Here is a 23488-nt window from a genome sequence, read left to right as displayed (position 1 = left end):
AGTCACAGGCGGCGTGCTGCATCCCGCAAGTCTCGAAACTGCCGCATACCGCGAGTATCGCCATGGCGCGGCAGCGACAGCCTCGACTGGCGGGTGCACCATATTCCGACAGTAACACGTTCTAGTTTTCGTGGTACAGCCTTAATTTCCGGTCAACCGGGCCGTCCAATCCGGCACGGACCCAATAGGATCGCGGTGTTCGTTTGGGAGGGAGTTGCCTTGACCGGCGTCATGGAAAGTCCGGCGCCCACGTTGCCCGCGTGGTTCACCGAGCTGTTCGCGCATCGGCGGTGGGTCCGCCGCGCGACCCCGTTTCCGCACATCTACGTCCGCGACGTGTTCGTCGAGGAGTTCTATCACCGCCTGGCCACCGAGTACGAGCGCGTCCGGCGCGACCGGCAGCCGGAGTTCCACGTGGTCAGCGAGCATTACAGCGCGGACGCCATCTCGCTGAACAAGCTGCGCAACGGGCCGCTCGCGCTGTTCGGCTCCCGGGAATGGCACGACCTGATCGCCGGGGTCACCGGAGTGCGGGGCACCGGCGACATCGAGGGCGCCGTGCACCACCACCCGCCGGAGAGCCCGCGCGGCTGGCCACACAGCGACCTCGCGCCCGCCTGGTTCGGCGGGCCCGCGCCCACGGCCGAGCAGATCCGCCTGCCCGACGACACGGTCGACATCCAGACCGGCGAGCGCGAATCCGGCGTCGAGGCCCGCGAGCTGGTGCGTGGCGTGGCCGTCATGTTCTACCTGGCCAACGAGCCCGGCTGGGAAGCCGGCGACGGCGGCGAGACGGCGTTGTTCGCACACGTCAACGGCCGCCACGATCCGGAACCGGATCTGCTGGTGCCGCCGCTGAACAACTCCATGGTGATCTTCGAGTGCACGCCGCGTTCCTGGCACAGCTTCGCCGGCGGCAACACCCACGACCGCAACAGCGTGGTCATGTGGCTGCACCGGCCGAAATCCGAAGCCGTCCGGCGCTGGGGGGAAGACCATATTGTCAAGTGGTGACCGTCGCGTCTGCCTGCTCACCGGCGCGGGCGGGATGCTCGGCAGCGAATTCTGCCGCCGGCTCTACACCGACTACGACATCGTCGCGGTGCACCGCGAGCGCGTTCCGCCGGCGCCGTCGCAGCACGAATGGTTCATCGACCCGTTCGCGCCGGCGAGCCCGGTGCCCGAGAACGACGCCCGCGTGCATCTGATCCGCGCCGACCTGACCGCGCCGGGCGCGATCGAGCGCGTCGTCGACCTGGCGCTGGCCCGGTTCGGCCGGGTCGACCTGCTGGTCAACAACGCCTCCTATGCCGGCTATCACACCAACGGCCTGGTCGACGGCGATGCCGCCCTGGCCGACTTCGGCGCCACCTTCGGCACCAATGTCGAAGTACCGCTGCGGATGTCGGTGCGGCTGGCGCAGCGGGCCTGGCTGCACGACGCGGAGCGGAACCGGGCGCGCAACCGCAATGTCGTCAACGTCTCCTGCGCGTCCGGCGCCGAGGTGTACTCCGGCGGGCAGGCGCTCTACAGCGCGTCCAAGGCCGCGCTGAACCACCTGACCCGGCATCTGGCGCGCGAGTTCACCGAATTCGGGGTGCGCGTGAACGCGATCGCGCCGAACACCTTTCCCGGCGTCACCCCCGTCGAGAATGTGCTGCGCGCCATCTACGAACTCGACAGCGGCGCCATGACCGGCGGGGTCTTCGACGTCGACGACGCCGACGAGGAACCGCCGGCGGGCAGGCACGCCCTGCCCGCCTGACCGCCTCAGCGCTGGTAGGTCACCCCGGTCGCCCGCTCCGAGAGCTCCCAGAGCTGCTCGGCGAACACCGGATCCACCGCCTGCTTGACGCTCGGCGGTTCCTCCTTGAACCGGTGGAAGTATTTGCCGTCGATCGCCGCGGCGTCCGGGGTCGCGGCCAGGTGCACCAGCGGCTCGGCCCCCTTCTCCGGGCGGATGAAGAACGGCCGCGACAGCGGCGAGCGGATGAGCGCGCCCACTCCGAACGGGATGTTGTCGTAGACGTTGGTGGCGACCGCACCCGGATGGAAGGCCGCGCTGACCAGGCCGGTGCGCCGGGACAGTTCCCGGGTGAACACGATATTGGCCAGTTTGGATCCGGCGTAGGAACCCAGCATGGAGAACGACCCGGTGGGCGCGTTCACGGTGTCCAGGTCCAGTTTCGCGGTCCGGTAGGTCACGCTGGAGGTGTTGACCACCCGCGCTCGCGGGGCCTGGCGCAGCCGTTCCAGCAGCAGCGCGGTGAGCAGGAAGCCGCCGAGATGGTTGACCTGGAAGGTGCGCTCGTTGCCGTCGGCGGTGACGGCGCGGTCGGGCCAGGAGCCGCCCGCGTTGTTGATCAGCACATCGATCTGGGGAAAACGGTCCAGCAGCTCCCCGGCCAGCTTGCGTACGTCGTCGAGCCGGGCGTAATCCGCCAGGAAGTGCGCCGCGCCGATCCCCTCGGCCACCCGCGCCGTCCGCTCCGGATCACGGCCCACCACCGCGACGGTGGCGCCGCGCTCGGCCAGCCGGGCCGCGCCGATCGCGCCGATCCCGTTGCTGGCGCCGGTCACCACGATGGTCCGGCCCTGTAAGTCCTTGTCCTGCACTGCCATTACTTCCTCCCTGAATATCCCACCCGCCTCGATCGTCGGCGCATCGGCAGAGTTCTTCAAGGGCGCATACCCACGCTCGCGCCGGCAATGTCTCCCGGGCTACGACCGACGGCGGCGGTTCTGGCAGGCTGATCACCGCGCGGACGTCGGCGTGTTGGCTCCGAACGTCCCGGCGGGCTGCTGCATACTCACCACCGGGTGGCCCGCCACTCGATGTGGGTATCCCCCGCACAGCGCAGCATGCAGCTCACTCGATCCGAAAGTGCCGATGCGAATGCGAGTCGACGGGCGGGACATCCCGGTCACGGGCAGCCTGCTGCAGCCGCTGATCCGGCGGACCACCGACATAGTTCGCGTCGTGCTGGCCGCCGCCTGGCTGGGTGTCATCATCGCCGCCTCGGTCATCACCAGACCCGAGTGGCTGGCCCTGGAGCAGTCGGTGTCCGAGATCGTCGGATTCCTGACCCCGGACCAGTCGAACCTGGTCTATCTCGTCTACGGCGTGCTGATCCTGATCCTGCCCTTCGCGATCCTCGTCGAGTTGATCATCGGCCGGCAGTGGAAGCTGCTCGCCGGATACACCGCGGCCGCGCTGGTGACCGGGCTGCTGCTCTCGATCACCGAAACCGGGCTCGCCGCGCCGCAGTGGCACTGGCAGGTCCCGGATCGCCTGGACACCTTCCTCTCCCAATTCCTCGACGATCCCCGCTGGATCGCCATGCTGGCCGCGGTGCTCACCGTGTCCAGCCCCTGGCTACCGCGCAAGCCCAGACGCTGGTGGTGGATCCTGCTGCTGCTCTTCGCGCCGATCCACCTGGTGGTCTCGACGGTGGTGCCGGCCCGGGCCATGCTCGGGCTCTCGGTCGGCTGGCTGGTCGGCGCGATCATCGTGTGGCTGGTGGGCACGCCCGCGCTGGAGGTGCCGCTGGACGCGGCCGCGCGGGTGCTGGCCCGGCGGGGCCACACGGTGACCGGGTTCCGGGTGGTCCGCCCGGCCGGGCGCGGGCCCCTGGTGCTGGCCGCCGCGACCGAGGGCGACACCGATACCCTCAACGTCGAGCTCTACGGCAAGGACCAGCGCAGCCACGGCGCGCTGCGGATGCTGTTCCGCTGGTTGACCTTCCGCCGCGGCGAGACCGCCGCCCTGCACGGATCGCTGCACCGCGCGGTCGAGCATCGCGCGCTGATGACCATCGCCGCCGGCGAAATCGGCCTGGCCGCCCAGGACGCGGTCGCGGTCACCGCGCTGGATCGGGGGTGGATGCTGTACGTGCACACCGTCCCGCGCGGCAGACCGTTGCGCGAGATGGCGGTGGCGGACCTCCCCAGCGTATGGACCTCGCTGCTGGCGTTGCACAGCGGTCAGATCGCGCACGGCGAACTGCGGCCCGAGGAGATCCGCCTCGGCGACGACGGCGTCACCCGCTTCACCGGATTCGGCAATGCCGAGTTCGGGGCCTCGGAAGTACAGCAGAAGTCCGATATCGCGCAGTTGCTGGTACTCACCTCCGCGATCTTCGGCAAGGACGTGGCCGTACGGGCCGTCATCGACGCGATCGGCGAGGCGCCGGTGCTCGCCGCTTCACCGCGACTCACCAAGACCGCCATGCCGACCGGGCTGCGCAAATCCATTCCGGACTGGAAATCGGTGGTCACGGGTACCCGGGACGAGGTCCGCGCGCAGACCGGCAAGGACAAGATCGAAGCGGACCAGATCACCCGCTTCAGCCGCAAGCAGATCATTCAGCTGGCCCTGCTGATCGGCCTGGTCTATGTCGCCTACCCGTTCATCAGTCAGGTGCCGACCTTCTTCACCCAGCTCAAATCGGCGAACTGGTGGTGGGCGCTGCTGGGCCTGGGCGTCTCGCTGCTCACCTATGTCGGCGCCGCCGCGGCGCTGTGGGCCTGCGCGTCCGGGCTGGCCTCGTTCCCGAATCTGGTGATCATGCAGATCGCCAACACCTTCGCCGCCACCACCACCCCGGCGCGGGTCGGCGGTCTCGCGCTGAGCGTGCGCTTCCTGCAGAAGAGCGGACTGGGCGCGGTGCGGGCCACCGCGGCGGTGGCGCTGCAGCAGGCGGTGCAGGTGCTCACCCACCTCGCGCTGCTGCTGTTGTTCAGCGTGGTCGCGGGCACCTCGGCGAACCTGTCGCACTTCGTGCCCGACGCCACCGTGCTCTACCTGGCCGCCGGTGTCGGCGTCGGCGTCATCGGCACCTTCATGTTCGTGCCGAAACTGCGGCGCTGGCTGAACAATTCGGTCCGGCCGCAGTTGCAGGAGGTGCTCGGCGAGCTCGGTGACCTGGCCCGGGATCCGAAGCGCTTCGCCATCATCGTGCTCGGCTCGGCCGCCATCACCCTCGGCATGGCCGGTGCGCTCTGGGCCAGCGTGCAGGCCTTCGGCGGCGGCGCCAATTTCGTCACCGTCACCATCGTCACCATGATCGGCGGCACGCTGGCCTCGGCCGCGCCCACGCCCGGCGGCATCGGCGCGGTCGAGGCCGCCCTGATCGGCGGCCTCGCCGCGTTCGGCCTGCCGCCGACCGTCGCCGTCCCCGGCGTTCTGCTCTATCGCGTCCTCACCTGCTGGCTGCCGGTGTTCTGCGGCTGGCCCACCATGCGCTGGATGACCGCCCGCAATCTGATCTAGCGCGGTTTGACGGCGTGCAGCACGCCGGTGATCGGGCGGACCGCGGTGAACTCGATGTCCCGGAAGCCGGTCTCGCGTAACAGTTCCCGATAGCGGCGGATATCGACGGCCGCGGCCGGGTCCGCGTCGGGGGCGAGCGCGGCGGGGTCGTGGGTGCGGCGGCCGGCCGAGCGGCCCATGGCGCGAATCAGCGACGGCAGCACCAAGCCGCGCGGATGGGTGTCCGCGAGCAGCAGCCGGCCGCCGGGCCGCAGCACCCGGAACATGTGGGCCAGCGCGGCGGGGCGCTGCGCCTCCGGAATGTGGTGCATGACGAAGGTGCAGGTCACCACGTCCAATGCGGCGTCGGGCAGCGGAAGGTGCTGCGCCGCGGCGAGTTCGAAGCGGCCGTCGGGGACGTGGGCGCGCGCGTAGCGGATCATCTCCGCGGCGGGGTCGACGCCGGTCGCCGAGCCCCGCGAGCCGACCCGTTCGGCCAGCCGCCGCACGAGATCACCTGGGCCGCAGCCGATGTCGGCGACATGATCGCCGGGCCGCGCGCCGCTGAGCGCGGTCAGTTTTCGATTTAGCCCGGCGCCGCGGCCGAGCATGAATACCGAACGGAAGAGCAGGTATCGGCGCGGGTCGGTGAGCAGGATGCCGATCTCGTCGGTGTGTTCCGGTGCGGGCGTTCGTTTTTCGGTCATGCTCCGATGCTCGGCCGCCGAGCCCGCGGCCACCAGGAACAATGCGGCGCGAACAGTTCGTTTCCGGACAGCTTTCCCGGTATTGTCCGGAACTCGGGAGCCGATATGAACGAGACCGTGGATCGCCGGGTCCGGCGCACCCGGCAACTGCTGCACCGCGCCCTGATCGAGTTGATGCTCGAGCGCGGCTACGACCGGATCACGGTGCGCGACATCCTCGAACGCGCCGATGTGGGCCGATCCACCTTCTACGCGCACTTCCGCGACAAGGACGACCTGTTGGTGGTGAGCAGCGCCGAGTTCCTGCGCACGGCGTTGGCAGCCGCCGAACGCAGCGCACCGCACCGCGAGTGGTCGCCGCCGGATTCCGATCCCCTGGCCCCGCTGTACACGATCTTCTGGCTGACGTCGGAGTACTCCGACGTCTACCGCGCCTGGCTGGGCCGCAAGAGCAGTGGCGACCTGCTGCGCGCCTACCAGGCGGTGCTCGCCGACCTGCTGACCGAACGCCTCGGCGACCGGCTGGAGCTGGACGCGGCCGAGCTCGCGGCCACCGTGACGTTCCTGTCCTGGGGTGTGGTCGGCCTGCTCGGCGCGATCGCTCAGCAGGATCCGCCGACCCCGCCGCGCGAGGCGTACCGGCGGCTGAACCAGCTGGCGGGCCCCGGGCTGCGCGCCGCCGGTCGCGAATTCAGCGGCGGCGCAACAATTCCAGCGCCACCGCCGAGGTGAGACTGCCCGCGGTCACCAGCTCCAGATTCGCCAGCGACGCGGCGTGCGCCTCCGGGGAGGCTGCGGTGACGCAGTCGGTGACGACGTGCACCGTGAACCCGAGATCGGTCCCGTGCCGGGCGGTCTGCTCGACCGTGAGATTGGTGGCGACCCCGGTCAGGAACAGGGTGTCGATCTCGTGGTCGGCGAGCCATTCGAGAATCTTGCTGCCGGCCAGGCCGGACAGTTTCTGATTGTCGAAGGCCACCGTGTACCGGCCCGTCATCTCCGGAATCGTCTGCGCCCCGGCCGAGACCGGGCGAAAATCGGTCTGCCCGGCCGCGACCGAACGCATGAATCCGGTGTTGCGGACCAGCTCGCCCTCCCCGATCGGAATGGTGAACCGGGTGAACACCACCGGCACGCCCGCTTCCAGCGCGCCCGCGTGGAAGGCGACGGCCCGCCGCACGACGCCGCTGCGCGCGACGGGGGCCGCCAGCATCGGCCCGAAGAAGCCCTCGGGCCGAACCACATTCACCTGCCAGTGCAATCCGAGCACGGCGGCGCGGATGCGGGGAGTAGCCATGGGCCGATCATGCGGCATCGACCGCGCTGGCGCACAGTTCAGGAAGAATAATCTTTGCGCAGTTGGACTTTCACCACCTTGCCGCTGGCATTGCGGGGCAGCTCGGCCACCACGACCAGGTCCTTCGGGTGCTTGTAGCGGGCCAGGTTCTCGTTGAGGAACGATTCCAGCTCCGCGATGGTGAGTTCGGCGGCCGGATCGGCCAGCGCGACCACCGCGACGGGCACCTCGCCCCACTTCTCGTGCGCGCGCCCGATGACCGCGGCCTCGCGGATCTTCGGATGCGCGAACAGCACGTTCTCCACCTCGGCGCAGTAGATGTTCTCGCCGCCGGAGATGATCATGTCCTTCTTGCGGTCGACGACGTAGACGAAGCCGTCGGCGTCCTGGCGCACCAGGTCGCCGGAGTGGAACCAGCCGCCGCCGAAGGCTTCCGCGGTGGCCTCGGGCTTGTTCCAGTAGCCCTGCATGAGCGTCGGCCCGCGGTAGACGATCTCGCCGATCTCGCCGGGCGCGACGTCGTTCATCTCGTCGTCGACGATGCGGGTCTGGATGGTCGGGATCGGCTTGCCGACCGACCCGAGCTTGCTGATCGCGTCCTTGCCCTCGAGCACGCAGGTGATCGGCGACATCTCGGTCTGGCCGAACACCGCGACGTTCTGTGCCTCCGGGAAGCACTCGGCCATGGCCCGCAGCACCGTGTCCGAGGCCGGCGCCGCGCCCCAGCTCAGCATCTTCAGCGCCAGCTTGCGCTGCTTGACGGTGGGCTCGTCGCAGATCAACTGCCACTGCGCGGGCACACAGAAGGCGGTGGTGGCGCCTTCGCTCTCCACCGCGTCCAGGTACTCGGTCGCGTCGAAGGCGCCGAGCGGATGCAGCACGGTCTTGCCGCCGAGCTGGAAATACGGGGCGAGGCTGCCCAATCCGGCGATGTGGAACAGCGGCGAGGTGCAGAAGCCGACCGAGTCGGGGGTGATGTCCATGGCCCGGATACAGGTCAGGGCCTGGGCGTTCATGTTCGCGTGCGACAGCACGGCGCCCTTCGGGCTGCCGGTGGTGCCCGAGGTGTACATGATCAGGCTGGGGGTGTCCTCGGGAATGTCGAGGGGGGTGTGCGGCTCGCCCGGCTCGGCCAGCAGCTCGTCGAAGCCGAGCACGCCCTCGCCCGAGACGCCGTTGATGACGACGCAGGTCTGCAGTGCGGGCGCCTGCGCCTGCACCGCGGTGGCCAGCGGCTGCAGCACCGTATCGGTGACGATCGCCTTCGCGCCACTGTCGCCGACGATGTAGGCGACCTCCGGCGGGGTGAGCCGGAAATTCACCGGCACCGCGATCGCGCCGAGTGCGTTGATGCCGAACACGGCTTCGAGGTACTCGGGGTAGTTCAGCGCGAGCAGCAGCACCCGATCACCGAAGCCGACGCCGCGCCGGGCCAGCGCGTCGGCGAACTTCTCCGAGCGCGCGTGCAGCTGGGCCCAGGTGGTGTCCTGGCCACGGAACCGCAGCGCGACCGCGTCGGGGCGCATCAGCGCGTGCGTCGCGATCTGGTTGTTCCAGTGGTTGCGCCGCGAACGAATCGGCTCGTCGAGCGCTTGGGCACCAATGGTCATGAGTTGAGCTCCTCGCCGGCGGCCCACCTGAACGGGGCCGACTGAGACGAGAATAACAACTAACTTAATTGAGCAGCAAGAGCGAATTGATGTGCCGGAATACGACGTAATTGACAGTTTTAGTGCGAACCACGGCTCACTTACTTCTTGTCGATGGGTCGACTAACGTGTCACCATCTAGGCGAACGGCGATCAGCGACACACAGGAGAGAGCGCGATGCTGCGTACCAGGTTCACCGAGACCTTCGGGGTGGAACACCCGATCGTGCAGGGCGGCATGATGTGGGTCGGCCGCGCCGAGCTCGTCGCCGCCGTCGCCAACGCGGGCGGCCTCGGCTTCATCACCGCGCTCACCCAGCCCACCCCGGCGGAGCTGCGTAACGAGATCGCGCGCACCCGGGAGCTGACCGACAAGCCGTTCGGCGTGAACGTCACCATCCTGCCCTCGATCAACCCGCCGCCGTACGCGGAATACGTGCAGGCGATCATCGACAGCGGCGTGAAGATCGTGGAGACCGCGGGCAGCAATCCCGAGCCGTTCCTGCCCTACTACCGCGAGGCCGGCATCAAGGTGCTGCACAAGTGCACCAGCGTCCGGCACGCGCTCAAGGCGCAGAAGATCGGCGTCGACGGCGTCAGCATCGACGGCTTCGAATGCGCTGGGCACCCGGGCGAAGACGACATCCCCGGCCTGATCCTGATCCCGGCGGCGGCGCGCGCGCTCGACATTCCGATGGTCGCCTCCGGCGGCATCGCCGATGCCCGCGGCCTGGTCGCCGCCCTCGCCCTCGGCGCGGACGGCGTCAATATGGGCACCCGCTTCCTGTGCACCCAGGAATCCTCGATCGACCAGAAGGTCAAGGAACAGATCGTCGCGAACTCCGAACTCGACACCCAGCTGATCTTCCGCACGCTGCGCAACACCGCCCGCGTCGCGGACAACGAGATCAGCCGCAAGGTGGTCGAGATCGAGAAGGCCGGCGGCACCTTCGAGGACGTGCGCGAGCTGGTCTCCGGCGCCCGCGGCCGCCGTGTCTTCGAAGAGGGCGACCTCGACGCGGGCATCTGGTCGGCGGGTCTGGCGCAGGGCCTGATCCACGACATTCCCACCTGCGCGGAGCTGATCGAGCGGATGGTCGGCGAGGCGGAGGAACTGATCAAGGCGCGCCTGGCCGAGCTGGTCGCCTGATCGACTGCTGGATGAACCTTTCAGGTCGAACCTGACAGAAGACCCGACCAGGGCGTACATACCGATCAGTTTGGCCCTTTTGGACAAATCGGATTACTCGGTAATGATTTCGCCGGGTCGGGATTTTCTTCTGCAGTGGGAGTACTTGAATGTCATTGGCGCGCAAAGCAGCGTTGCTCGCGGCGGCCTCGTTCGCGCTGGCCACGGCCGGGGCCGGGGCGGCACAGGCGGAACCGGGAGCCGACGGCAGCTACTACGGCTCGATCGCGGTCAATTTCGACACCGGCGCGGTCCGGCTGTCCGCGAATTACCCGGACTGGGCGGCCTCGGACGCCTCCGCGCTCGAAATCTGCGGCGGCTCGGAATGCGAGATCGTCGCGCGGTTCCGCGATCAGTGCGCCGCGCTCGTGGAGACCGACGACAACTGGGAGGTCGGCTACGGCCCCCGCAAGCAGGTCGCGGAACAGGACGCGATCCGTAAGCTCGGCCCGCTCGCGCCGCCGTTCCCGAACCTCGGCAGCGCCGCGCCCAAGCAGCCGCACATCGTGATCTCGGGCTGCTCCGGCGTCCCGGACTGACCGAAAACCCGTGGACCGCGGGGGTGACGGACTCGTAGGCTGACCCGATCTTCTGGGAGGGGATGCTCATGTCCACGCTGTCCGTCACTGTCGAAAAGCTCGTCGTCCATCCACATCCGAACGCGGACCGGCTGGAGCTGGCCCAGGTCGGCCTGTTCCGCGCCGTCGTCGCCAAGGGCGAATTCACGACCGGCGACTACGCGCTCTACATCCCGGAGCAGGCCCGCCTGCCCGAGGCGCTGATCGCGGAACTCGGCCTGACCGGGAAACTGGCGGGCGCGCAACACAATCGGGTGAAGACGGTGCGGTTGCGCGGCGAGGTCTCCCAGGGCATCGTGTGCCGGCCGGCCGCGCTGGCCGGGACCGACCTGGCCGCGGCGGAGGCCGCGCGCACCGATTTCGCCGAGGCGCTCGGAATCACCAAGTGGGTACCGCCGATCCCGGTGTCGATGTCGGGGCAGGTGGAGCCCGCGCCGGAGCTGATCCGGTGGATCGACGTGGAGAACATCAAGCGCTACCCGGACATCTTCGAACCCGGCGAGCCGGTGGTCGCCACCGAGAAGGTCCACGGCACCGCGTGCCTGGTCACCTACCTGCGCGACGGTGACCGAGTGCTGGTGTCCTCCAAGGGCGTCGGCGGGCAGTCGCTGGCGCTGGTGCACGCCCCGGGCAACCTGTACTGGCGCGCCGCGCAGCGGCACGGCCTGGCCGAGGCGGCCCGCAAGCTCAGTGCCGCCCTGGATCTCGAACGCGTCGCGTTCTTCGGCGAGGTCTACGGCCAGGGCGTGCAGGACCTGCACTACGGCGCGACGGCCGCGCAGGACGAGACGCTGGGCTACGCGCTGTTCGACCTGGTGATCGATCCGGCGCCCGAGCCGGTGCGCTGGCTGAGCCGGGCCGAAATCGAGGCCACGCTGGGCGATCTCGGTATCGAGGTGCCGCTGGCGCCGGTGCTGTACGAGGGTCCCTACGACATCGAGGCGCTGCTCGGCCTGGCCGAGGGCGCCGAGACCGTCAGCGGCACAGCGGCCCATCTGCGGGAGGGCCTGGTGGTCCGGCCCGCGAGCGAGCGGTACGCACCGGTGCTGGGTGGACGCGCGATCGGCAAGATCGTGTCCAACGCCTACCTGCTGCGCGACGGCGGCACCGAATACGAGTAGTGGTCAGTGCGCCCGGGCCCACTGTTCCGGGTCCGGGCGGCCCGCCTCGGTCCACCGCCGGTGCTGGGCGTCCGCGAGATCGTAGGCCGCGGCGACGATCTCGCCCGTGCGGCCGGCCAGCGCCGCGCCGAGGAACGCGCCCGGGTCGATCCACACCGGCAACGGCGGGACCTCGACGACCGGGTGGGCGGGCGCCCCGGGCGCGACCACCGGTGTCGCGTAGACCCAGGTGCCGTCCAGCGTGCTGGCGAAGATGTGGCCGGCGCCCCGGGCGAACCGCTCGAACAGGGTGTACTGCGCGACGGTCGGAGCCAGCCCACCGGCCGGGAAATGGCGCAGCAGGGCCTGTTCCAGGATCGGCAGCTGGGCCCGGCCCCAGGGTTGCGGGCCGAGTTCGGGCACGTCGTCGCGGGCCAGCCGGGCCAGGTCGTCGTCCATCGCGGCGAGCCAGGTGGTGAACTCCGGGTCGCGCTGGCGCAGGGCGTGCAGACGCAGTTCTTCCGGGCTGTACGCGACGAACTCTCCCAAGATCCGGCTCCTTCGGCGTGGCAGTCGGGAGCGATTCTTCTCCTGCCGCACGCCGGAACCCGGCAATCGCGGTCAGCGGCTGTGTCGCCGGGGCGGGCTACTCGGCGCGACCGAGGAGACGATCGGTTTCGCGCCGTTCGCGTTTGGTGGGCCGGCCCGAGCCGCGGTCGCGGATCGGCTGACTCGCGAGCAATTCCTTGGACGGCGGCGGCGGGCTGCGGTCGATCAGGCACTGCGCGGCGATCGGAGCACCGACGCGCTTGGTGACGATCCGCTCGACGATCACGATGCGTTCGAGACCGCCGCCGCGGATCCGGATCTCGTCGCCCGGCTTCACCGTCTGGGCGGGCTTGGCCGCGGTGCCGTTGACGCGGACATGGCCACCCCGGCAGGCCTCGGCGGCCGCCGAACGGGTCTTGAAAAGACGAACCGCCCAGGTCCACGCGTCGACGCGGGCCTGGGCGGGAGCAATCCGTTCGGTAGGGGGCACCCCTACAAGTTAAATGACGCGGCGGGCGGTGACGACCTGGTCAGGGCGCAGCGGGGTGTAGGACACCGGGGTGCCGGACTGGACCGCGTTCAGCAGCTTGCCGTCGCCGGCGTAGATGCCGACGTGGCCGCCGCCGTTGGTGATGACGATGTCGCCGGGCTGCAGGTTCTGGAAGGCCACCGGAGCGCCGACGTGCGACTGCTCGAAGCTGGTGCGCGGCAGTTCGATTCCGGCCTGCTTGTAGGCCCACTGCACCAGACCGGAGCAGTCGAAGTTGTACGGGCCCGAGGCGCCCCACGAGTACGCGGCGCCGACCTTGGTCTTGGCGGCGTCGAGCGCGATGTCGGCGGCGGTCTGCGTCGGAGCCTGGAAGAAGCCCAGACCGGCCTGCGGCGCCGCGGGAAGCGTGCCGATGGAGGCCTGCGGCACGGAGGAGAGGGCCTGACCCAGCTGCTTGCCGAGATCCTGGGCCTGCGCCTCGAACTCTTGCGGCACTGGGACATCGAAGTCACCGATGCCGGGGACGTTGATCGTCGCGGCCTGCGCCTGAATGGCTGGCATCGCGCCGGTCGTTGCGATAGCGCCCATCACAATGGCGCCCTTGACGGAATTCGGAACCCGAGATTCCCGCTGCAAGCTGTGTCTACCCACCGAGCTGAGTCTCCGTTTCATACTCCACCACCAACCGGGGACCCAGAAGCCCCGACGACCGATTGATGGTGACTTCGTGGCGCCGCTTCTCTTACGAAGCGACAGACTCCACTAAGTCACGAGAAGATTACGGTGCCGACCCGATGTTGTCCAGCGCACAGCGGCGCATGTTCTTGTGCGGCAGCAAAACCCCAGGATGCGAGGTGTCCAGACGCCGTGACACGAGGGGTCACGACTGGATATCGCAGGCGGCCCGGACCCGTTACCGAAACCGCTAGCGGGAATCGCGGTCGGCGAGCGCGCGTTCGAGTTCGGCGATCCGGCGGCGCGCCTCGGCCAATCCGACCTCGAGCTTGCCCAGCGCCATGACCAAGGGGCCGACCGCCAGATCCGCCACCAGTTGCGGGTCGTCGTACCCCTGCTGGATCGCGACCAGGATGTTGGAGCGGATCAGCTCCGCCTGCGTGGCCCCGGCCGGGACATGCCAGGACTCGACGACTTCGGCGGTTGTCTGCGCGGTTTCCTCGGACACCGGCCTCAGCGTAAAGAGTTCCGTTGGGAATACAAGGACAAAATAGTTACGTCTAGAAGACTTCGTAGAGAGCCCGAGAGATTACGGACTTCTGGCGCTACGGTGTTAGGGCATGGACCCCGTGCGGAATCCGTATGCTCCCGGAGCCGGCCAGCGCCCACCGGAACTAGCCGGGCGCGACAAGCAGCTCACCGCCTTCGACATCGTGCTGGAACGCATCGCGCGCGGCCGTCCGGAGCGCAGCGTCGTGCTCACCGGTCTGCGCGGCGTCGGAAAGACGGTGCTGCTCAACCAGCTTCGCTCGGCCGCCGTCACCCGCGGCTGGGGCACCGGCAAGATCGAGGCGCGCCCGGATCAGGAGCTGCGCCGCCCGCTGTCCTCGGCGCTGCACATGGCCACGCGCGCGGTCGCGATGGCGCACCGCAATCCCGAGCGGGTCGACGACTTCCTCGGCATTCTCAAGGCTTTCGCGTTGCGCTCCACCGCCGACAAAGGCATGCGCGAGCGCTGGCAGCCCGGCATCGACGTGCCCGCGATCGCCGGGCGCGCGGATTCCGGCGACATCGAGATCGATCTGGTCGAACTGCTCAAGGAGGCCGCGGCCCTGGCCGGCGATATCGGCGTGGGCATCGCGATCTTCATCGACGAGATGCAGGATCTGGGCCCGGCCGACATCTCCGCCATCTGCGGCGCCTGCCACGAATTGAGCCAGGACGCCGCGCCTTTGATCGTGGTGGGGGCCGGGCTCCCGCATCTGCCCGCGGTGCTCTCGGCCTCCAAGAGCTACTCCGAACGGCTGTTCAGCTACCACCGCATCGACCGCCTGGATCGCGATTCGGCGAATCAGGCGCTGATCGCGCCCGCGCAGCGCGAGGACGTGAAGTTCACCGACGAGGCCCTGGACGCGCTGTACCTCAAGGCCGACGGCTACCCGTACTTCGTGCAGGCCTACGGCAAGGCCGCCTGGGACCAAGCGCCGGAGAGCCCGATCACCGCCGAGGACGTCGAGGTGGCGGCGCCGACCGCGGAAGAGGAACTGGCCGTGGGCTTCTTCGGCTCCCGCTACGAGCGCGCGACGCCCGCCGAGCGCGAGTACATGCGCGCCATGGCCGACCTGTCCGGCGACGACGGCCCGGTGGCGACGGCGGCGGTGGCCCAGGAACTGGGCCGCAAGCCCGCCTCGCTGTCCCCCGCGCGTGACGGGCTGATCAAGAAGGGCCTGATCTACTCCGCGGAGCGGGGCACCATCGGCTTCACGGTCCCGCATTTCGGGCGCTATCTGCGCAGCGTCTGATAACCACGTATTCGCTTGTCTACCAAGATCATTAGAGATCGTTAGAAATCTCGGGCAATTGCCTACCGGCGGGTAACCGATGTTCCTACACTCGGATGTGACGCTGATCACCTCCAGAGGAGGAACATCATGGCGACCACCGCCAAAGTCGACGCCACCGAAGAACAGGCCCGCGCGCTCGTCGAGGAATCCCGCGAAACCGGCTGGGCCAAACCCTCGTTCGCGAAGGAGATGTTCCTCGGCCGCTTCCGGCTCGACCTCATCCACCCCTACCCCCGGCCCGACGACGCGGACGCCGCGCGCACCGAGGCCTACCTGGACCGGCTGCGCCCGTTCTGCGAAAGCATCGACGGCGCCGCGATCGAGGCCTCGGCCCGCATCCCGGACGAGGTGGTCAAGGGCCTGGCCGAACTCGGCTGCTTCGGCCTGAAGATCCCGGAATCCTATGGCGGCCAAGGGCTTTCCCAGGTCGGCTACAACCGGGCGCTGATGCTGGTCGGCTCGGCGCACGCCAGCCTGGGCGTGCTGCTGTCCGCGCACCAGTCCATCGGCGTGCCCGAACCGCTCAAGCTGGCCGGCACGCCCGAGCAGAAGGCCGAGTTCCTGCCGCGCTGCGCCGCCGGCGCGATCAGCGCGTTCCTGCTCACCGAACCCGACGTCGGCTCCGACCCGGCGCGCATGGCCAGCACCGCGACGCCCACCGCGGACGGCGAGGCCTACGAGCTGAACGGCGTCAAGCTGTGGACCACCAACGGCGTGGTCGCGGAACTGCTCGTGGTGATGGCCCGGGTGCCCAAGAGCGAGGGCCGCCGCGGCGGCATCTCGGCGTTCGTGGTCGAGGCCGACTCCCCCGGCATCACCGTGGAGCGCCGCAACGCGTTCATGGGGTTGCGCGGCATCGAGAACGGCGTCACCCGCATGCACAACGTGCGGGTGCCCAAGCGCAATCTCATCGGGCGCGAGGGCGACGGCCTCAAGATCGCGCTCACCACCCTCAACGCGGGCCGCCTCGCGATTCCCGCGCTGTGCACGGCCTCGGCGAAGTGGTCGCTCAAGATCGCCCGGGAGTGGAGCGGGGCACGCGTGCAGTGGGGCCGCCCGGTCGGCGAGCACGCCGCGGTGGCAGAGAAGATCTCCTTCATCGCCGCGACCACCTACGCCCTCGAGGCGGCCCTGGACCTGTCGGCGACCATGTGCGACGAGGCCCGCAACGACATCCGGATCGAGGCGGCGCTGGCCAAGCTGTGGGCCAGCGAGATGAGCTGCGCGATCGCCGACGAGCTGGTCCAGATCCGCGGCGGGCGCGGGTACGAGACCGCCGCCTCGCTGGCCGCGCGCGGCGAACGTGCCGTTCCCGCCGAACAATTGGTGCGCGATCTGCGAATCAACCGGATCTTCGAGGGCTCCAGCGAGATCATGCGGCTGCTCATCGCGCGCGAGATGGCCGACGCGCACATGTCCGCCGCCGGCGCGCTGGTCGATCGCAACGCCGAGCTCAAGGACAAGGCGAAAGCCGCTGTCGGCGCGACGGGTTTCTACGCCAAGTGGTTCCCGCAGCTCGCCGTCGGCAGCGGCACCGTGCCGGCGACGTACAGCGAATTCGGCGCGCTGGCAAAGCATCTGCGCTTCATCGAGCGCAGTTCCCGCAAGCAGGCCCGCTCGCTGATGTACGCCATGGGCCGCTGGCAGGCGAGCCTGGAGTACCGGCAGGGCTTCCTCGGCCGCATCGTCGACATCGGCGCCGAACTGTTCGCCATGTCGGCCGCAGTGGTGCGCGCGCACGCGCTGCGCGACGCGCCCGAGGGCGCGGCCGCCGCGGAACTCGCCGACGCCTTCTGCCAGCAGTCCCGGGTCCGGGTGCGCAAACTGTTCGGCGCGCTCTGGGACAACACCGACGATCAGGACGGCGCGGTCACCCGCGGCGTGCTGGACGGCCGCTACAGCTGGCTGGAGGGCGGCGTGTTCGATCCGAGCGAGGGCACCGGGCCGTGGATCGCGGAATGGCAGGTGGGCGCCTCCACTGAACCCAACCTGCTCAATCCGTTCCTGCCGACGACACGGACGACGTAATCGGGTAAGTATTCGGCAATATTAAGTATCTACTAGATATCTGTAGACACTCGATATAGGGGCCCGCACCTCCGGGTGCGGGCCCTCCCCATGCCGACACCAGAATCTAGGGCTGTCTAGATGAAATCCAAGATCGCCTGATAGACACCTGTGTTCCGGCTCGGCCGAGCGATGTCGATCTACCGCGTCAGTTGCACAACGCGTACATAACGGCAGGTATGACCGGCTAACGGACCGGCAATGTATATCGACAACCGGGCAAAAGCTCCACTGGGTCGACGCGCCACAGGAGACTCCCATGTCCACCCCCATCGCCCGGGTGGCCGCCGATTACGACGGCCACCGTGTCACGGTCGCTGCCGACGACGGCGTCGCGATCGCCGTCCGCACCTTCGGCGCCGAAACCGCGCCGCTCACCGTGGTTTTCGTGCACGGGCACTGCCTGCGCACCGACTCCTGGTCCTATCTGCGGGATCAACTGCTGAGCCACTGGAACACCGACACCCGCATGGTCTTCTACGACCACCGCGGCCACGGCGAGTCCGGAGTGGCCCACCCCTCGACCTACACCATCGATCAGCTCGGCCGCGATCTCGACGCCGTGCTGCGGGCGGTCGCCCCGACCGGCCCGGTCGTCCTGGTCGGACACTCGATGGGCGCGATGGTGTGCCTCGCCTATGCCCGCCTGTTTCCCGAGGCGATCGGCACCCGCGTGGTCGGCGTCGGCTTGATCGCCGGCGCCGCCAACGGCCTCACCGAGATCGGCCTGGGCCGCTTCCTGCACCGGTACGCGGTGAACTCGCTGCAGACCGCGGTGCTGCGCGCGCCCAGGGTCATGCAGGCCTCGAAGCGGTTCTCCCGCCGGATCTTCGAGCCGATCATCCGCGAGGCGCAGTTCGGCACCAAGAAGGTGAATCCGCGCATGGTCGCGGTCGCCACCGCGATGCTGAACGACACGCCGCTACTCACCATGTCCAGCTTCCTGGGGTCGCTGATCGCCTTCGACGAGACCGCCTCGCTGCCGAATCTCGGGCACATCCCGGCCCTGGTGCTGGCCGGCTCGGCCGACATCGTGGTCCCGTTCGTGCACTCGGTGGTGCTGGCCTCCCAGCTGAGCAGCTCCGAGCTGGTGCGGGTGGAGGGCGCGGGGCACAGCGTCATCCTGGAGCGGGCCGAGGAGGTGGCACTGCAGATCGTCGCGCTGGTGGACCGGGTGTGCGCCACGCTCACCGAGCACGGGCCGGGTACAGAGTTCGCGGCGGCGGGCTAGCTCTTGGGCGAACCTACGGGTGAGGTCACAACCGAAACGGGCAACACTCGGGCAATCCACCAGAATTCCGCATCCGACGAGCCAGATCCGAAATCGTCACGTACTGTGTTGTAGATCACGATGTGTGGTGGGTCACAGGGTTGACTAGTCTCATCGCGATCAATGACCCGCCAGCGAACACAGGAGGAAACGATGACACGCAGCGAAATCGCGGAACTCCGCTATGCGGTAGGCCAGCTCCGGCAATCGATCAGCGCACTGCGCTCGCACTACGGCGACGCGAACACCGTGCGGCGACTGGAGAACGATCTCGAACGTCTCGTCATCGACGCCGAGGACTTCGAGCAGACCCCGCCACCGGAGGTGTCGCGGCGCCCGCAGGAGACCATCTACGTCCCCGACAGCAAGTCCGACGAGTCGGCCTGGATGGGCGCGCAGGACGAGGGCCTCGGCTTCCACTCCCGCCCGCGCACCAAGTAGCCGCTCCTCCGCGTCCCGGCCGTGGCCACGGCCGGGACATTTGCGTGCGCGGCGGGACTCAGGCGCGATGGCGGCCGAAGCGCCGCGACGGACTGGCCCCGTGGAACCGCGCGCCGCGCGGCGCCTGGACGGCCGGGGCCGTGCGCGCCGACTCGAAGAGCGCCGCGATGCCGTGGTGCGGCCCCAGGCCGATCACCTCCAGCGCGTAGCGGCCGTCGCCGCGCGCCAGCTCGTGCAGCATCGTCGTCATGATGCGCAGCCCGGTCGCGCCGACCGGATGCCCCAGCGCCAGCGCGGAGCCGTTGACGTTGAGCCCGGCCAGCGGATCGAGTTCCCATTCCTCGGCCAGCGCGAGCACCTCCACCGCGAAACCCTCGTTGATCTCGACCAGGTCCAGATCGGCGAGGGTCAGACCGGTGCGGTCCAGGAGTTTGGTCACCGCCGGCGCGGCGCCGAGTGTCGCGGTGCCGGCATCGATTCCGGCGGCGGCCCAGCCGGCCACGAAGGCGATCGGCTCCAGGCCCAGCTCCTCCAGCCGGTCCTCGGCCACCACCAGGCAGCCCGCGGCCCCGTGCCGGTGCGCGCTCATATTGGCGACGGTCACCACCCCGCCGGGCAGCACCGGCTCCAGCATGCCCAGCGCCTCGGCCGAGATCTCTTCGATCACGCCCTCGTCGCGCAGGATCCGGAGTGCGCCGGAATCGGTCGGCGCGTCGATCGGGCCCGCGGCCCGGCCGGCCGGAACCATCTCGGCGGCGAACGCGCCGCGTCGCCAGGCGCGGGCGGCCTTGCGATGGCTGGCCACGGTGAACTCGTCGGCCGCCGCCCGGCCGATGCCGTAGTACTCGGCGACCGCCTCGGCGTTGGCCAGGGCCCCGCGGTCCGGCGCGGTCGGATGCGAGGCGGACTCGACGCCGCCGGCCATGACGACGTCGGCGGCGCCGGTCTGCACCATCATCGCCGCGGTGAGCACGGCCTGCAGTCCGCTACCGCCGCGGCGGTCGGTGATGAAGCCGGGCAGGGCGAGCCAGGACAGTGTGCGGGCGTCGACGCCGGCCAGCGCGATGTCCTCGATCCGGCTCGGGTGGATGCCGGAACGATCCACGACGTGATCGAGGACCGCCGTCACCAGGCTGTGCGGCGACAGCCCGGACAGCGCGCCGCGGTCGACGCCGCTCGGCGTGCGGACCGGCGCCACAATCGCGGCTCTTCTCATCGTGTCTACCTCCCGGACCACTGCTCGCCCGCCGTGCCCGATTCCTCGGTGCACGTCGCGGTTCGATCCTGGAGTCACCACAACACAGTCGTGTTGCCGCCGTGTGAAGTTGCAATCCGTACGGTTTCATTTTCGTAGCACACCGGTTGCCTGGACAGCGAATCACCTTGCCTTCGAACGGGGTTCGAAAACCGCTGATTGCCGGGTTTGTCATACCTTCCCAAGATCAGTTGTGGCACAGATCATATGGGTCGGCTTTGCCGGGACCCCGCTCACGCGATAGCTGACGTGTCGTATGGTGCTCAGCATCACATTCGATTGCGGAGGTATCGAATGACCACCCGCACAGCAGAGCGAGGCATCCAGCTGTGAGTGCCGCACCGACAACCACTCCCGAGACAGGCCCCGGCGTCTTCAGCCGGACCCGGGCCCGGATCTCCGAGCGCACCCTGCGCACCGACAGGTGGTGGGTCCCCCCGCTGCTGACGGTGCTCGGACTGAGCGCGTTCATCATCTACGCGACGATCAGGGCGTTCGTACGAACGGCGTACTGGGTGGAGGACTACCACTACCTGACGCCGTTCTATTCGCCCTGCGTCAGCACCAGCTGCGAGGAGGGCGCCCGGCACTTCGGCGCCTGGTTCGGCGAGCTGCCCGCGTTCATCCCGCTGGGCTTCCTGGTGCTGCCGTTCCTGCTCGGCTTCCGGCTGACCTGCTACTACTACCGCAAGGCCTACTACCGCGCGGTGTGGTTCTCGCCGCCGGCCTGCGCCGTGGCCGAGCCGCACGCCAAGTACACCGGCGAGACCAAGCTGCCGCTGATCATCCAGAACGCGCACCGCTACTTCTTCTACGTGGCCGTGCTGGTCTCGCTGATCAACACCTACGACGCGATCACCGCCTTCCACGGCAAGACCGGCGGATTCGGCTTCGGCCTGGGCAATATCGTGCTGCTGGGCAACGTCATCCTGCTCTGGGCCTACACGCTGTCGTGCCACTCCTGCCGGCACATCGCGGGCGGGCGGCTCAAGCACTTCTCCGCGCACCCGGTCCGCTACTGGTTCTGGACCCAGGTCTCCAAGCTCAACACCCGGCACATGCAGCTGGCGTGGGTCACCCTGTTCACCCTGGTGCTCACGGACTTCTACGTCATGTTGGTGGCCAGCGGCACCCTCTCCGATCTGCGGTTCATCAACTAGCTATCAGCCTCGATTCCAGGAGTATTCGCACCCATGCCAGAACTCGAACGGCACAAATACGACGTCGTCGTGATCGGTGCCGGCGGCGCCGGTCTGCGGGCGGTGATCGAAGCCAGGGAACACGGCCACTCCGTCGCGGTGGTGTGCAAGTCGTTGTTCGGCAAGGCGCACACCGTGATGGCCGAGGGCGGCTGCGCGGCCTCGATGGGCAATGCCAACGAGAAAGACAATTGGCAGACCCACTTCAAGGACACCATGCGCGGCGGCAAGTTCCTGAACAACTGGCGCATGGCCGAACTGCACGCGCAGGAGGCGCCGGACCGGGTCTGGGAACTGGAAACCTATGGAGCGCTGTTCGATCGGACCAAGGACGGCCGGATCAGCCAGCGCAACTTCGGCGGCCACACCTACCCGCGGCTCGCGCACGTCGGCGACCGCACCGGCCTCGAGATCATCCGCACGATGCAGCAGAAGATCGTCTCGCTGCAGCAGGAGGACTTCGCCGCGACCGGCGACTACGAGGCCCGGATCAAGGTGTTCTCCGAGTGCACCATCACCGAGTTGCTCAAGGACGGCGACAAGATCTCCGGCGCCTTCGGCTACTGGCGCGAATCCGGGCGGTTCATCCTCTTCGAAACGCCCGCGGTGGTCCTGGCCACCGGCGGCATCGGCAAGTCCTACAAGACCACCTCGAACTCCTGGGAGTACACCGGCGACGGGCACGCGCTCGCGCTGCGCGCCGGCGCGACCCTGATCAACATGGAGTTCCTGCAGTTCCATCCGACCGGCATGGTCTGGCCGCCCAGCGTGAAGGGCATCCTGGTCACCGAGGGCGTGCGCGGCGACGGCGGAGTGCTGAAGAACTCCGAGGGCAAGCGGTTCATGTTCGATTACATCCCGCCGGTCTTCAAGGGGCAGTACGCCGAAACCGAGGAAGAAGCCGATCAGTGGCTGCGCGACAACGACTCCGCGCGCCGCACCCCCGACCTGCTGCCCCGCGACGAGGTGGCGCGCGCCATCAACTCCGAGGTCAAAGCCGGCCGCGGCACCAAGAACGGCGGCGTGTTCCTCGACATCGCCTCGCGACTGCCCGCCGAGGAGATCCGGCGGCGGCTGCCGTCGATGCACCATCAGTTCAAAGAGCTGGCCGACGTGGACATCACGAAGGAGCCGATGGAGGTCGGCCCGACCTGTCACTACGTGATGGGCGGCATCGAGGTGGATCCGGATACGGGCGCCGCCACCGTCCCCGGGCTCTTCGCCGCCGGTGAGTGTTCCGGCGGCATGCACGGCTCGAACCGGCTGGGCGGCAACTCGCTGTCGGATCTGCTGGTCTTCGGCAGACGCGCCGGGCTCGGCGCGGCGAGCTACGTGGAGCAGCTGGCCGAGCGGCCCACGATCACCGACGAGGACCTGTCCGCCGCCGCGGAAGCCGCTGTGGCGCCGTTCGATCCGCCGGAGGACGGTGCGGGCGAGAACCCCTACACCCTGCACACCGATCTGCAGCAGGCGATGAACGACCTGGTCGGCATCATCCGCAAGGAGAACGAACTGCAGCAGGCCATCGAACGGCTGGCAGGACTGCGGGAACGCTTCGACAGCATGGTGGTCGAAGGACACCGGCAGTTCAATCCGGGCTGGCACCTCGCCCTGGACCTGCGCAACATGCTGCTGGTCAGCGAGTGCGTGGCGCAGGCCGCGCTGCTGCGCACCGAGAGCCGGGGCGGGCACACCCGCGACGATTTCCCGGCGATGGATCCGGTCTGGCGCAACAAGCTGCTGGTCTGCTCCATCGACCCGAACGACGCCGACGCACCGGTGCCCGCCATCCGGGTCACCCCGGCGGACCAGGTGCCGATGCGCAAAGACCTGCTCGAGCTGTTCGACGTGGCCGAGCTCGAAAAGTACTACCGCCCGGACGAACTCCCGGGCCAGCCGGCTACTGCCGCGGAAGGTGAGGCCTAGC

General features: G+C 68.8%; 22 protein-coding genes. 13 read left to right on the top strand and 9 right to left on the bottom strand.

From position 1 onward, the window contains the following. The first annotated feature begins 219 nt into the window (after window positions 1-219). Together AB0I43_RS07300 and AB0I43_RS07295 are read left to right on the top strand one after the other, a co-directional pair. Window positions 220-1014, top strand: coding sequence for a 2OG-Fe(II) oxygenase (locus tag AB0I43_RS07300; RefSeq protein ID WP_357431515.1), 795 nt, complete (start codon window positions 220-222; stop codon window positions 1012-1014). Then, window positions 1001-1765: an SDR family NAD(P)-dependent oxidoreductase gene (locus tag AB0I43_RS07295; RefSeq protein ID WP_357431513.1), complete on the top strand. Its 765-nt coding sequence runs from the start codon at window positions 1001-1003 to the stop codon at window positions 1763-1765. The genes AB0I43_RS07300 and AB0I43_RS07295 overlap by 14 nt, the downstream gene beginning before the upstream one ends. 5 nt (window positions 1766-1770) lie before the next feature. Here AB0I43_RS07295 and AB0I43_RS07290 read toward each other — a convergent pair whose 3' ends face one another. After that, window positions 1771-2622 (bottom strand): SDR family NAD(P)-dependent oxidoreductase, encoded by an 852-nt coding sequence (locus AB0I43_RS07290; protein ID WP_356972003.1) that lies wholly within the window; start codon window positions 2620-2622, stop codon window positions 1771-1773. Window positions 2623-2896: 274 nt separating this feature from the next. On the opposite strand from AB0I43_RS07290, the gene AB0I43_RS07285 reads away from it, so the two are divergent. Next, on the top strand, window positions 2897-5272 hold the full coding sequence (locus tag AB0I43_RS07285; RefSeq protein WP_357431604.1) for a lysylphosphatidylglycerol synthase transmembrane domain-containing protein: 2376 nt from the start codon (window positions 2897-2899) through the stop codon (window positions 5270-5272). Here AB0I43_RS07285 and AB0I43_RS07280 read toward each other — a convergent pair. Next, window positions 5269-5958, bottom strand: a complete 690-nt coding sequence (locus AB0I43_RS07280) for a methyltransferase domain-containing protein (protein ID WP_356972002.1) — start codon at window positions 5956-5958, stop codon at window positions 5269-5271. The two genes, AB0I43_RS07285 and AB0I43_RS07280, sit on opposite strands and share 4 nt — an antisense overlap. A 105-nt stretch (window positions 5959-6063) precedes the next feature. Here AB0I43_RS07280 and AB0I43_RS07275 point away from each other — a divergent pair, with 105 nt between their 5' ends. Next, on the top strand, window positions 6064-6690 hold the full coding sequence (locus AB0I43_RS07275; RefSeq protein WP_356972001.1) for a helix-turn-helix domain-containing protein: 627 nt from the start codon (window positions 6064-6066) through the stop codon (window positions 6688-6690). On the opposite strand, the gene AB0I43_RS07270 is transcribed toward AB0I43_RS07275, so the two are convergent. Next, window positions 6650-7255 (bottom strand): cysteine hydrolase, encoded by a 606-nt coding sequence (locus AB0I43_RS07270; protein WP_356972000.1) that lies wholly within the window; start codon window positions 7253-7255, stop codon window positions 6650-6652. The genes AB0I43_RS07275 and AB0I43_RS07270 overlap by 41 nt on opposite strands. Window positions 7256-7293: 38 nt before the next feature. Continuing rightward, window positions 7294-8865 (bottom strand): fatty-acid--CoA ligase FadD5, encoded by a 1572-nt coding sequence (fadD5, locus tag AB0I43_RS07265; protein WP_356971999.1) that lies wholly within the window; start codon window positions 8863-8865, stop codon window positions 7294-7296. A 217-nt stretch (window positions 8866-9082) separates the two neighbouring features. Between fadD5 and AB0I43_RS07260 the strand changes: the two genes are divergently transcribed. The 3 genes from AB0I43_RS07260 to AB0I43_RS07250 all read left to right on the top strand — a co-directional run bounded on the left by AB0I43_RS07260 (window position 9083) and on the right by AB0I43_RS07250 (window position 11792). Further along, window positions 9083-10054, top strand: a complete 972-nt coding sequence (locus AB0I43_RS07260; protein WP_356971998.1) for a nitronate monooxygenase family protein — start codon at window positions 9083-9085, stop codon at window positions 10052-10054. A 149-nt stretch (window positions 10055-10203) separates the two neighbouring features. After that, on the top strand, window positions 10204-10632 hold the full coding sequence (locus AB0I43_RS07255) for a DUF4189 domain-containing protein (RefSeq protein ID WP_356971997.1): 429 nt from the start codon (window positions 10204-10206) through the stop codon (window positions 10630-10632). A 68-nt stretch (window positions 10633-10700) separates the two neighbouring features. Further along, a complete protein-coding gene (locus tag AB0I43_RS07250; RefSeq protein WP_357431511.1) occupies window positions 10701-11792 on the top strand; it encodes an RNA ligase (ATP) in 1092 nt (363 codons plus the stop codon). Between the two features lie 3 nt (window positions 11793-11795). On the opposite strand, the gene AB0I43_RS07245 is transcribed toward AB0I43_RS07250, so the two are convergent. The 4 genes from AB0I43_RS07245 to AB0I43_RS07230 form a co-directional block, all read right to left on the bottom strand. Then, a complete protein-coding gene (locus AB0I43_RS07245; RefSeq protein WP_356971995.1) occupies window positions 11796-12320 on the bottom strand; it encodes a hypothetical protein in 525 nt (174 codons plus the stop codon). 97 nt (window positions 12321-12417) lie between these two features. Continuing rightward, window positions 12418-12810 (bottom strand): RNA-binding S4 domain-containing protein, encoded by a 393-nt coding sequence (locus AB0I43_RS07240; RefSeq protein ID WP_356971994.1) that lies wholly within the window; start codon window positions 12808-12810, stop codon window positions 12418-12420. Window positions 12811-12819: 9 nt separating this feature from the next. Continuing rightward, window positions 12820-13398, bottom strand: a complete 579-nt coding sequence (locus tag AB0I43_RS07235; RefSeq protein ID WP_356971993.1) for a C40 family peptidase — start codon at window positions 13396-13398, stop codon at window positions 12820-12822. A gap of 337 nt (window positions 13399-13735) precedes the next feature. Further along, on the bottom strand, window positions 13736-13993 hold the full coding sequence (locus tag AB0I43_RS07230) for a hypothetical protein (RefSeq protein ID WP_356971992.1): 258 nt from the start codon (window positions 13991-13993) through the stop codon (window positions 13736-13738). A gap of 112 nt (window positions 13994-14105) precedes the next feature. On the opposite strand from AB0I43_RS07230, the gene AB0I43_RS07225 reads away from it, so the two are divergent. From AB0I43_RS07225 to AB0I43_RS07210, 4 genes are all read left to right on the top strand, one after another. Next, the gene (locus tag AB0I43_RS07225) at window positions 14106-15287 is read left to right on the top strand and encodes an AAA family ATPase (protein WP_357431509.1); all 1182 of its coding nucleotides are present in this window, start codon (window positions 14106-14108) and stop codon (window positions 15285-15287) included. 129 nt (window positions 15288-15416) lie between these two features. Continuing rightward, complete coding sequence (locus AB0I43_RS07220) at window positions 15417-17357, top strand: acyl-CoA dehydrogenase family protein (RefSeq protein ID WP_357431507.1); 1941 nt, start codon at window positions 15417-15419, stop codon at window positions 17355-17357. A 298-nt stretch (window positions 17358-17655) separates the two neighbouring features. Further along, complete coding sequence (locus AB0I43_RS07215) at window positions 17656-18627, top strand: alpha/beta hydrolase (RefSeq protein WP_356971989.1); 972 nt, start codon at window positions 17656-17658, stop codon at window positions 18625-18627. Window positions 18628-18819: 192 nt separating this feature from the next. Continuing rightward, window positions 18820-19107 (top strand): hypothetical protein, encoded by a 288-nt coding sequence (locus AB0I43_RS07210; RefSeq protein ID WP_356971988.1) that lies wholly within the window; start codon window positions 18820-18822, stop codon window positions 19105-19107. A gap of 58 nt (window positions 19108-19165) precedes the next feature. Here the strand turns inward: AB0I43_RS07210 and AB0I43_RS07205 are convergent, their stop codons facing one another. Beyond that, window positions 19166-20323: an acetyl-CoA acetyltransferase gene (locus AB0I43_RS07205; RefSeq protein ID WP_356971987.1), complete on the bottom strand. Its 1158-nt coding sequence runs from the start codon at window positions 20321-20323 to the stop codon at window positions 19166-19168. Window positions 20324-20691: 368 nt separating this feature from the next. On the opposite strand from AB0I43_RS07205, the gene AB0I43_RS07200 reads away from it, so the two are divergent. Continuing rightward, window positions 20692-21522, top strand: a complete 831-nt coding sequence (locus AB0I43_RS07200; RefSeq protein ID WP_356971986.1) for a hypothetical protein — start codon at window positions 20692-20694, stop codon at window positions 21520-21522. 33 nt (window positions 21523-21555) lie between these two features. Further along, window positions 21556-23487, top strand: a complete 1932-nt coding sequence (locus AB0I43_RS07195) for a fumarate reductase/succinate dehydrogenase flavoprotein subunit (RefSeq protein ID WP_356971985.1) — start codon at window positions 21556-21558, stop codon at window positions 23485-23487. Window position 23488: the final 1 nt, after the last annotated feature.

The sequence above is a fragment of the Nocardia sp. NPDC050435 genome, assembly GCF_040655395.1.
In the GTDB taxonomy this organism is placed as follows: Bacteria; Actinomycetota; Actinomycetes; order Mycobacteriales; family Mycobacteriaceae; genus Nocardia.
The sequence above is the reverse complement of the archived record's forward strand: the minus strand, read 5'-3'. Positions and strand labels throughout refer to the sequence as shown.

What these genes read in the sequence shown, in the direction of transcription:
- AB0I43_RS07195 (WP_356971985.1), top strand. Translation starts at nt 21,556, where the DNA reads ATGCCAGAACTCGAACGGCACAAATACGACGTCGTCGTGATCGGTGCC.
- AB0I43_RS07215 (WP_356971989.1), top strand. Translation starts at nt 17,656, where the DNA reads ATGTCCACCCCCATCGCCCGGGTGGCCGCCGATTACGACGGCCACCGT.
- AB0I43_RS07205 (WP_356971987.1), bottom strand. Translation starts at nt 20,323, where the DNA reads ATGAGAAGAGCCGCGATTGTGGCGCCGGTCCGCACGCCGAGCGGCGTC.
- AB0I43_RS07235 (WP_356971993.1), bottom strand. Translation starts at nt 13,398, where the DNA reads ATGGGCGCTATCGCAACGACCGGCGCGATGCCAGCCATTCAGGCGCAG.
- AB0I43_RS07285 (WP_357431604.1), top strand. Translation starts at nt 2,897, where the DNA reads ATGCGAGTCGACGGGCGGGACATCCCGGTCACGGGCAGCCTGCTGCAG.
- AB0I43_RS07250 (WP_357431511.1), top strand. Translation starts at nt 10,701, where the DNA reads ATGTCCACGCTGTCCGTCACTGTCGAAAAGCTCGTCGTCCATCCACAT.
- fadD5 (WP_356971999.1), bottom strand. Translation starts at nt 8,865, where the DNA reads ATGACCATTGGTGCCCAAGCGCTCGACGAGCCGATTCGTTCGCGGCGC.
- AB0I43_RS07275 (WP_356972001.1), top strand. Translation starts at nt 6,064, where the DNA reads ATGAACGAGACCGTGGATCGCCGGGTCCGGCGCACCCGGCAACTGCTG.
- AB0I43_RS07280 (WP_356972002.1), bottom strand. Translation starts at nt 5,958, where the DNA reads ATGACCGAAAAACGAACGCCCGCACCGGAACACACCGACGAGATCGGC.
- AB0I43_RS07255 (WP_356971997.1), top strand. Translation starts at nt 10,204, where the DNA reads ATGTCATTGGCGCGCAAAGCAGCGTTGCTCGCGGCGGCCTCGTTCGCG.
- AB0I43_RS07290 (WP_356972003.1), bottom strand. Translation starts at nt 2,622, where the DNA reads ATGGCAGTGCAGGACAAGGACTTACAGGGCCGGACCATCGTGGTGACC.
- AB0I43_RS07260 (WP_356971998.1), top strand. Translation starts at nt 9,083, where the DNA reads ATGCTGCGTACCAGGTTCACCGAGACCTTCGGGGTGGAACACCCGATC.
- AB0I43_RS07220 (WP_357431507.1), top strand. Translation starts at nt 15,417, where the DNA reads ATGGCGACCACCGCCAAAGTCGACGCCACCGAAGAACAGGCCCGCGCG.
- AB0I43_RS07225 (WP_357431509.1), top strand. Translation starts at nt 14,106, where the DNA reads ATGGACCCCGTGCGGAATCCGTATGCTCCCGGAGCCGGCCAGCGCCCA.
- AB0I43_RS07270 (WP_356972000.1), bottom strand. Translation starts at nt 7,255, where the DNA reads ATGGCTACTCCCCGCATCCGCGCCGCCGTGCTCGGATTGCACTGGCAG.
- AB0I43_RS07210 (WP_356971988.1), top strand. Translation starts at nt 18,820, where the DNA reads ATGACACGCAGCGAAATCGCGGAACTCCGCTATGCGGTAGGCCAGCTC.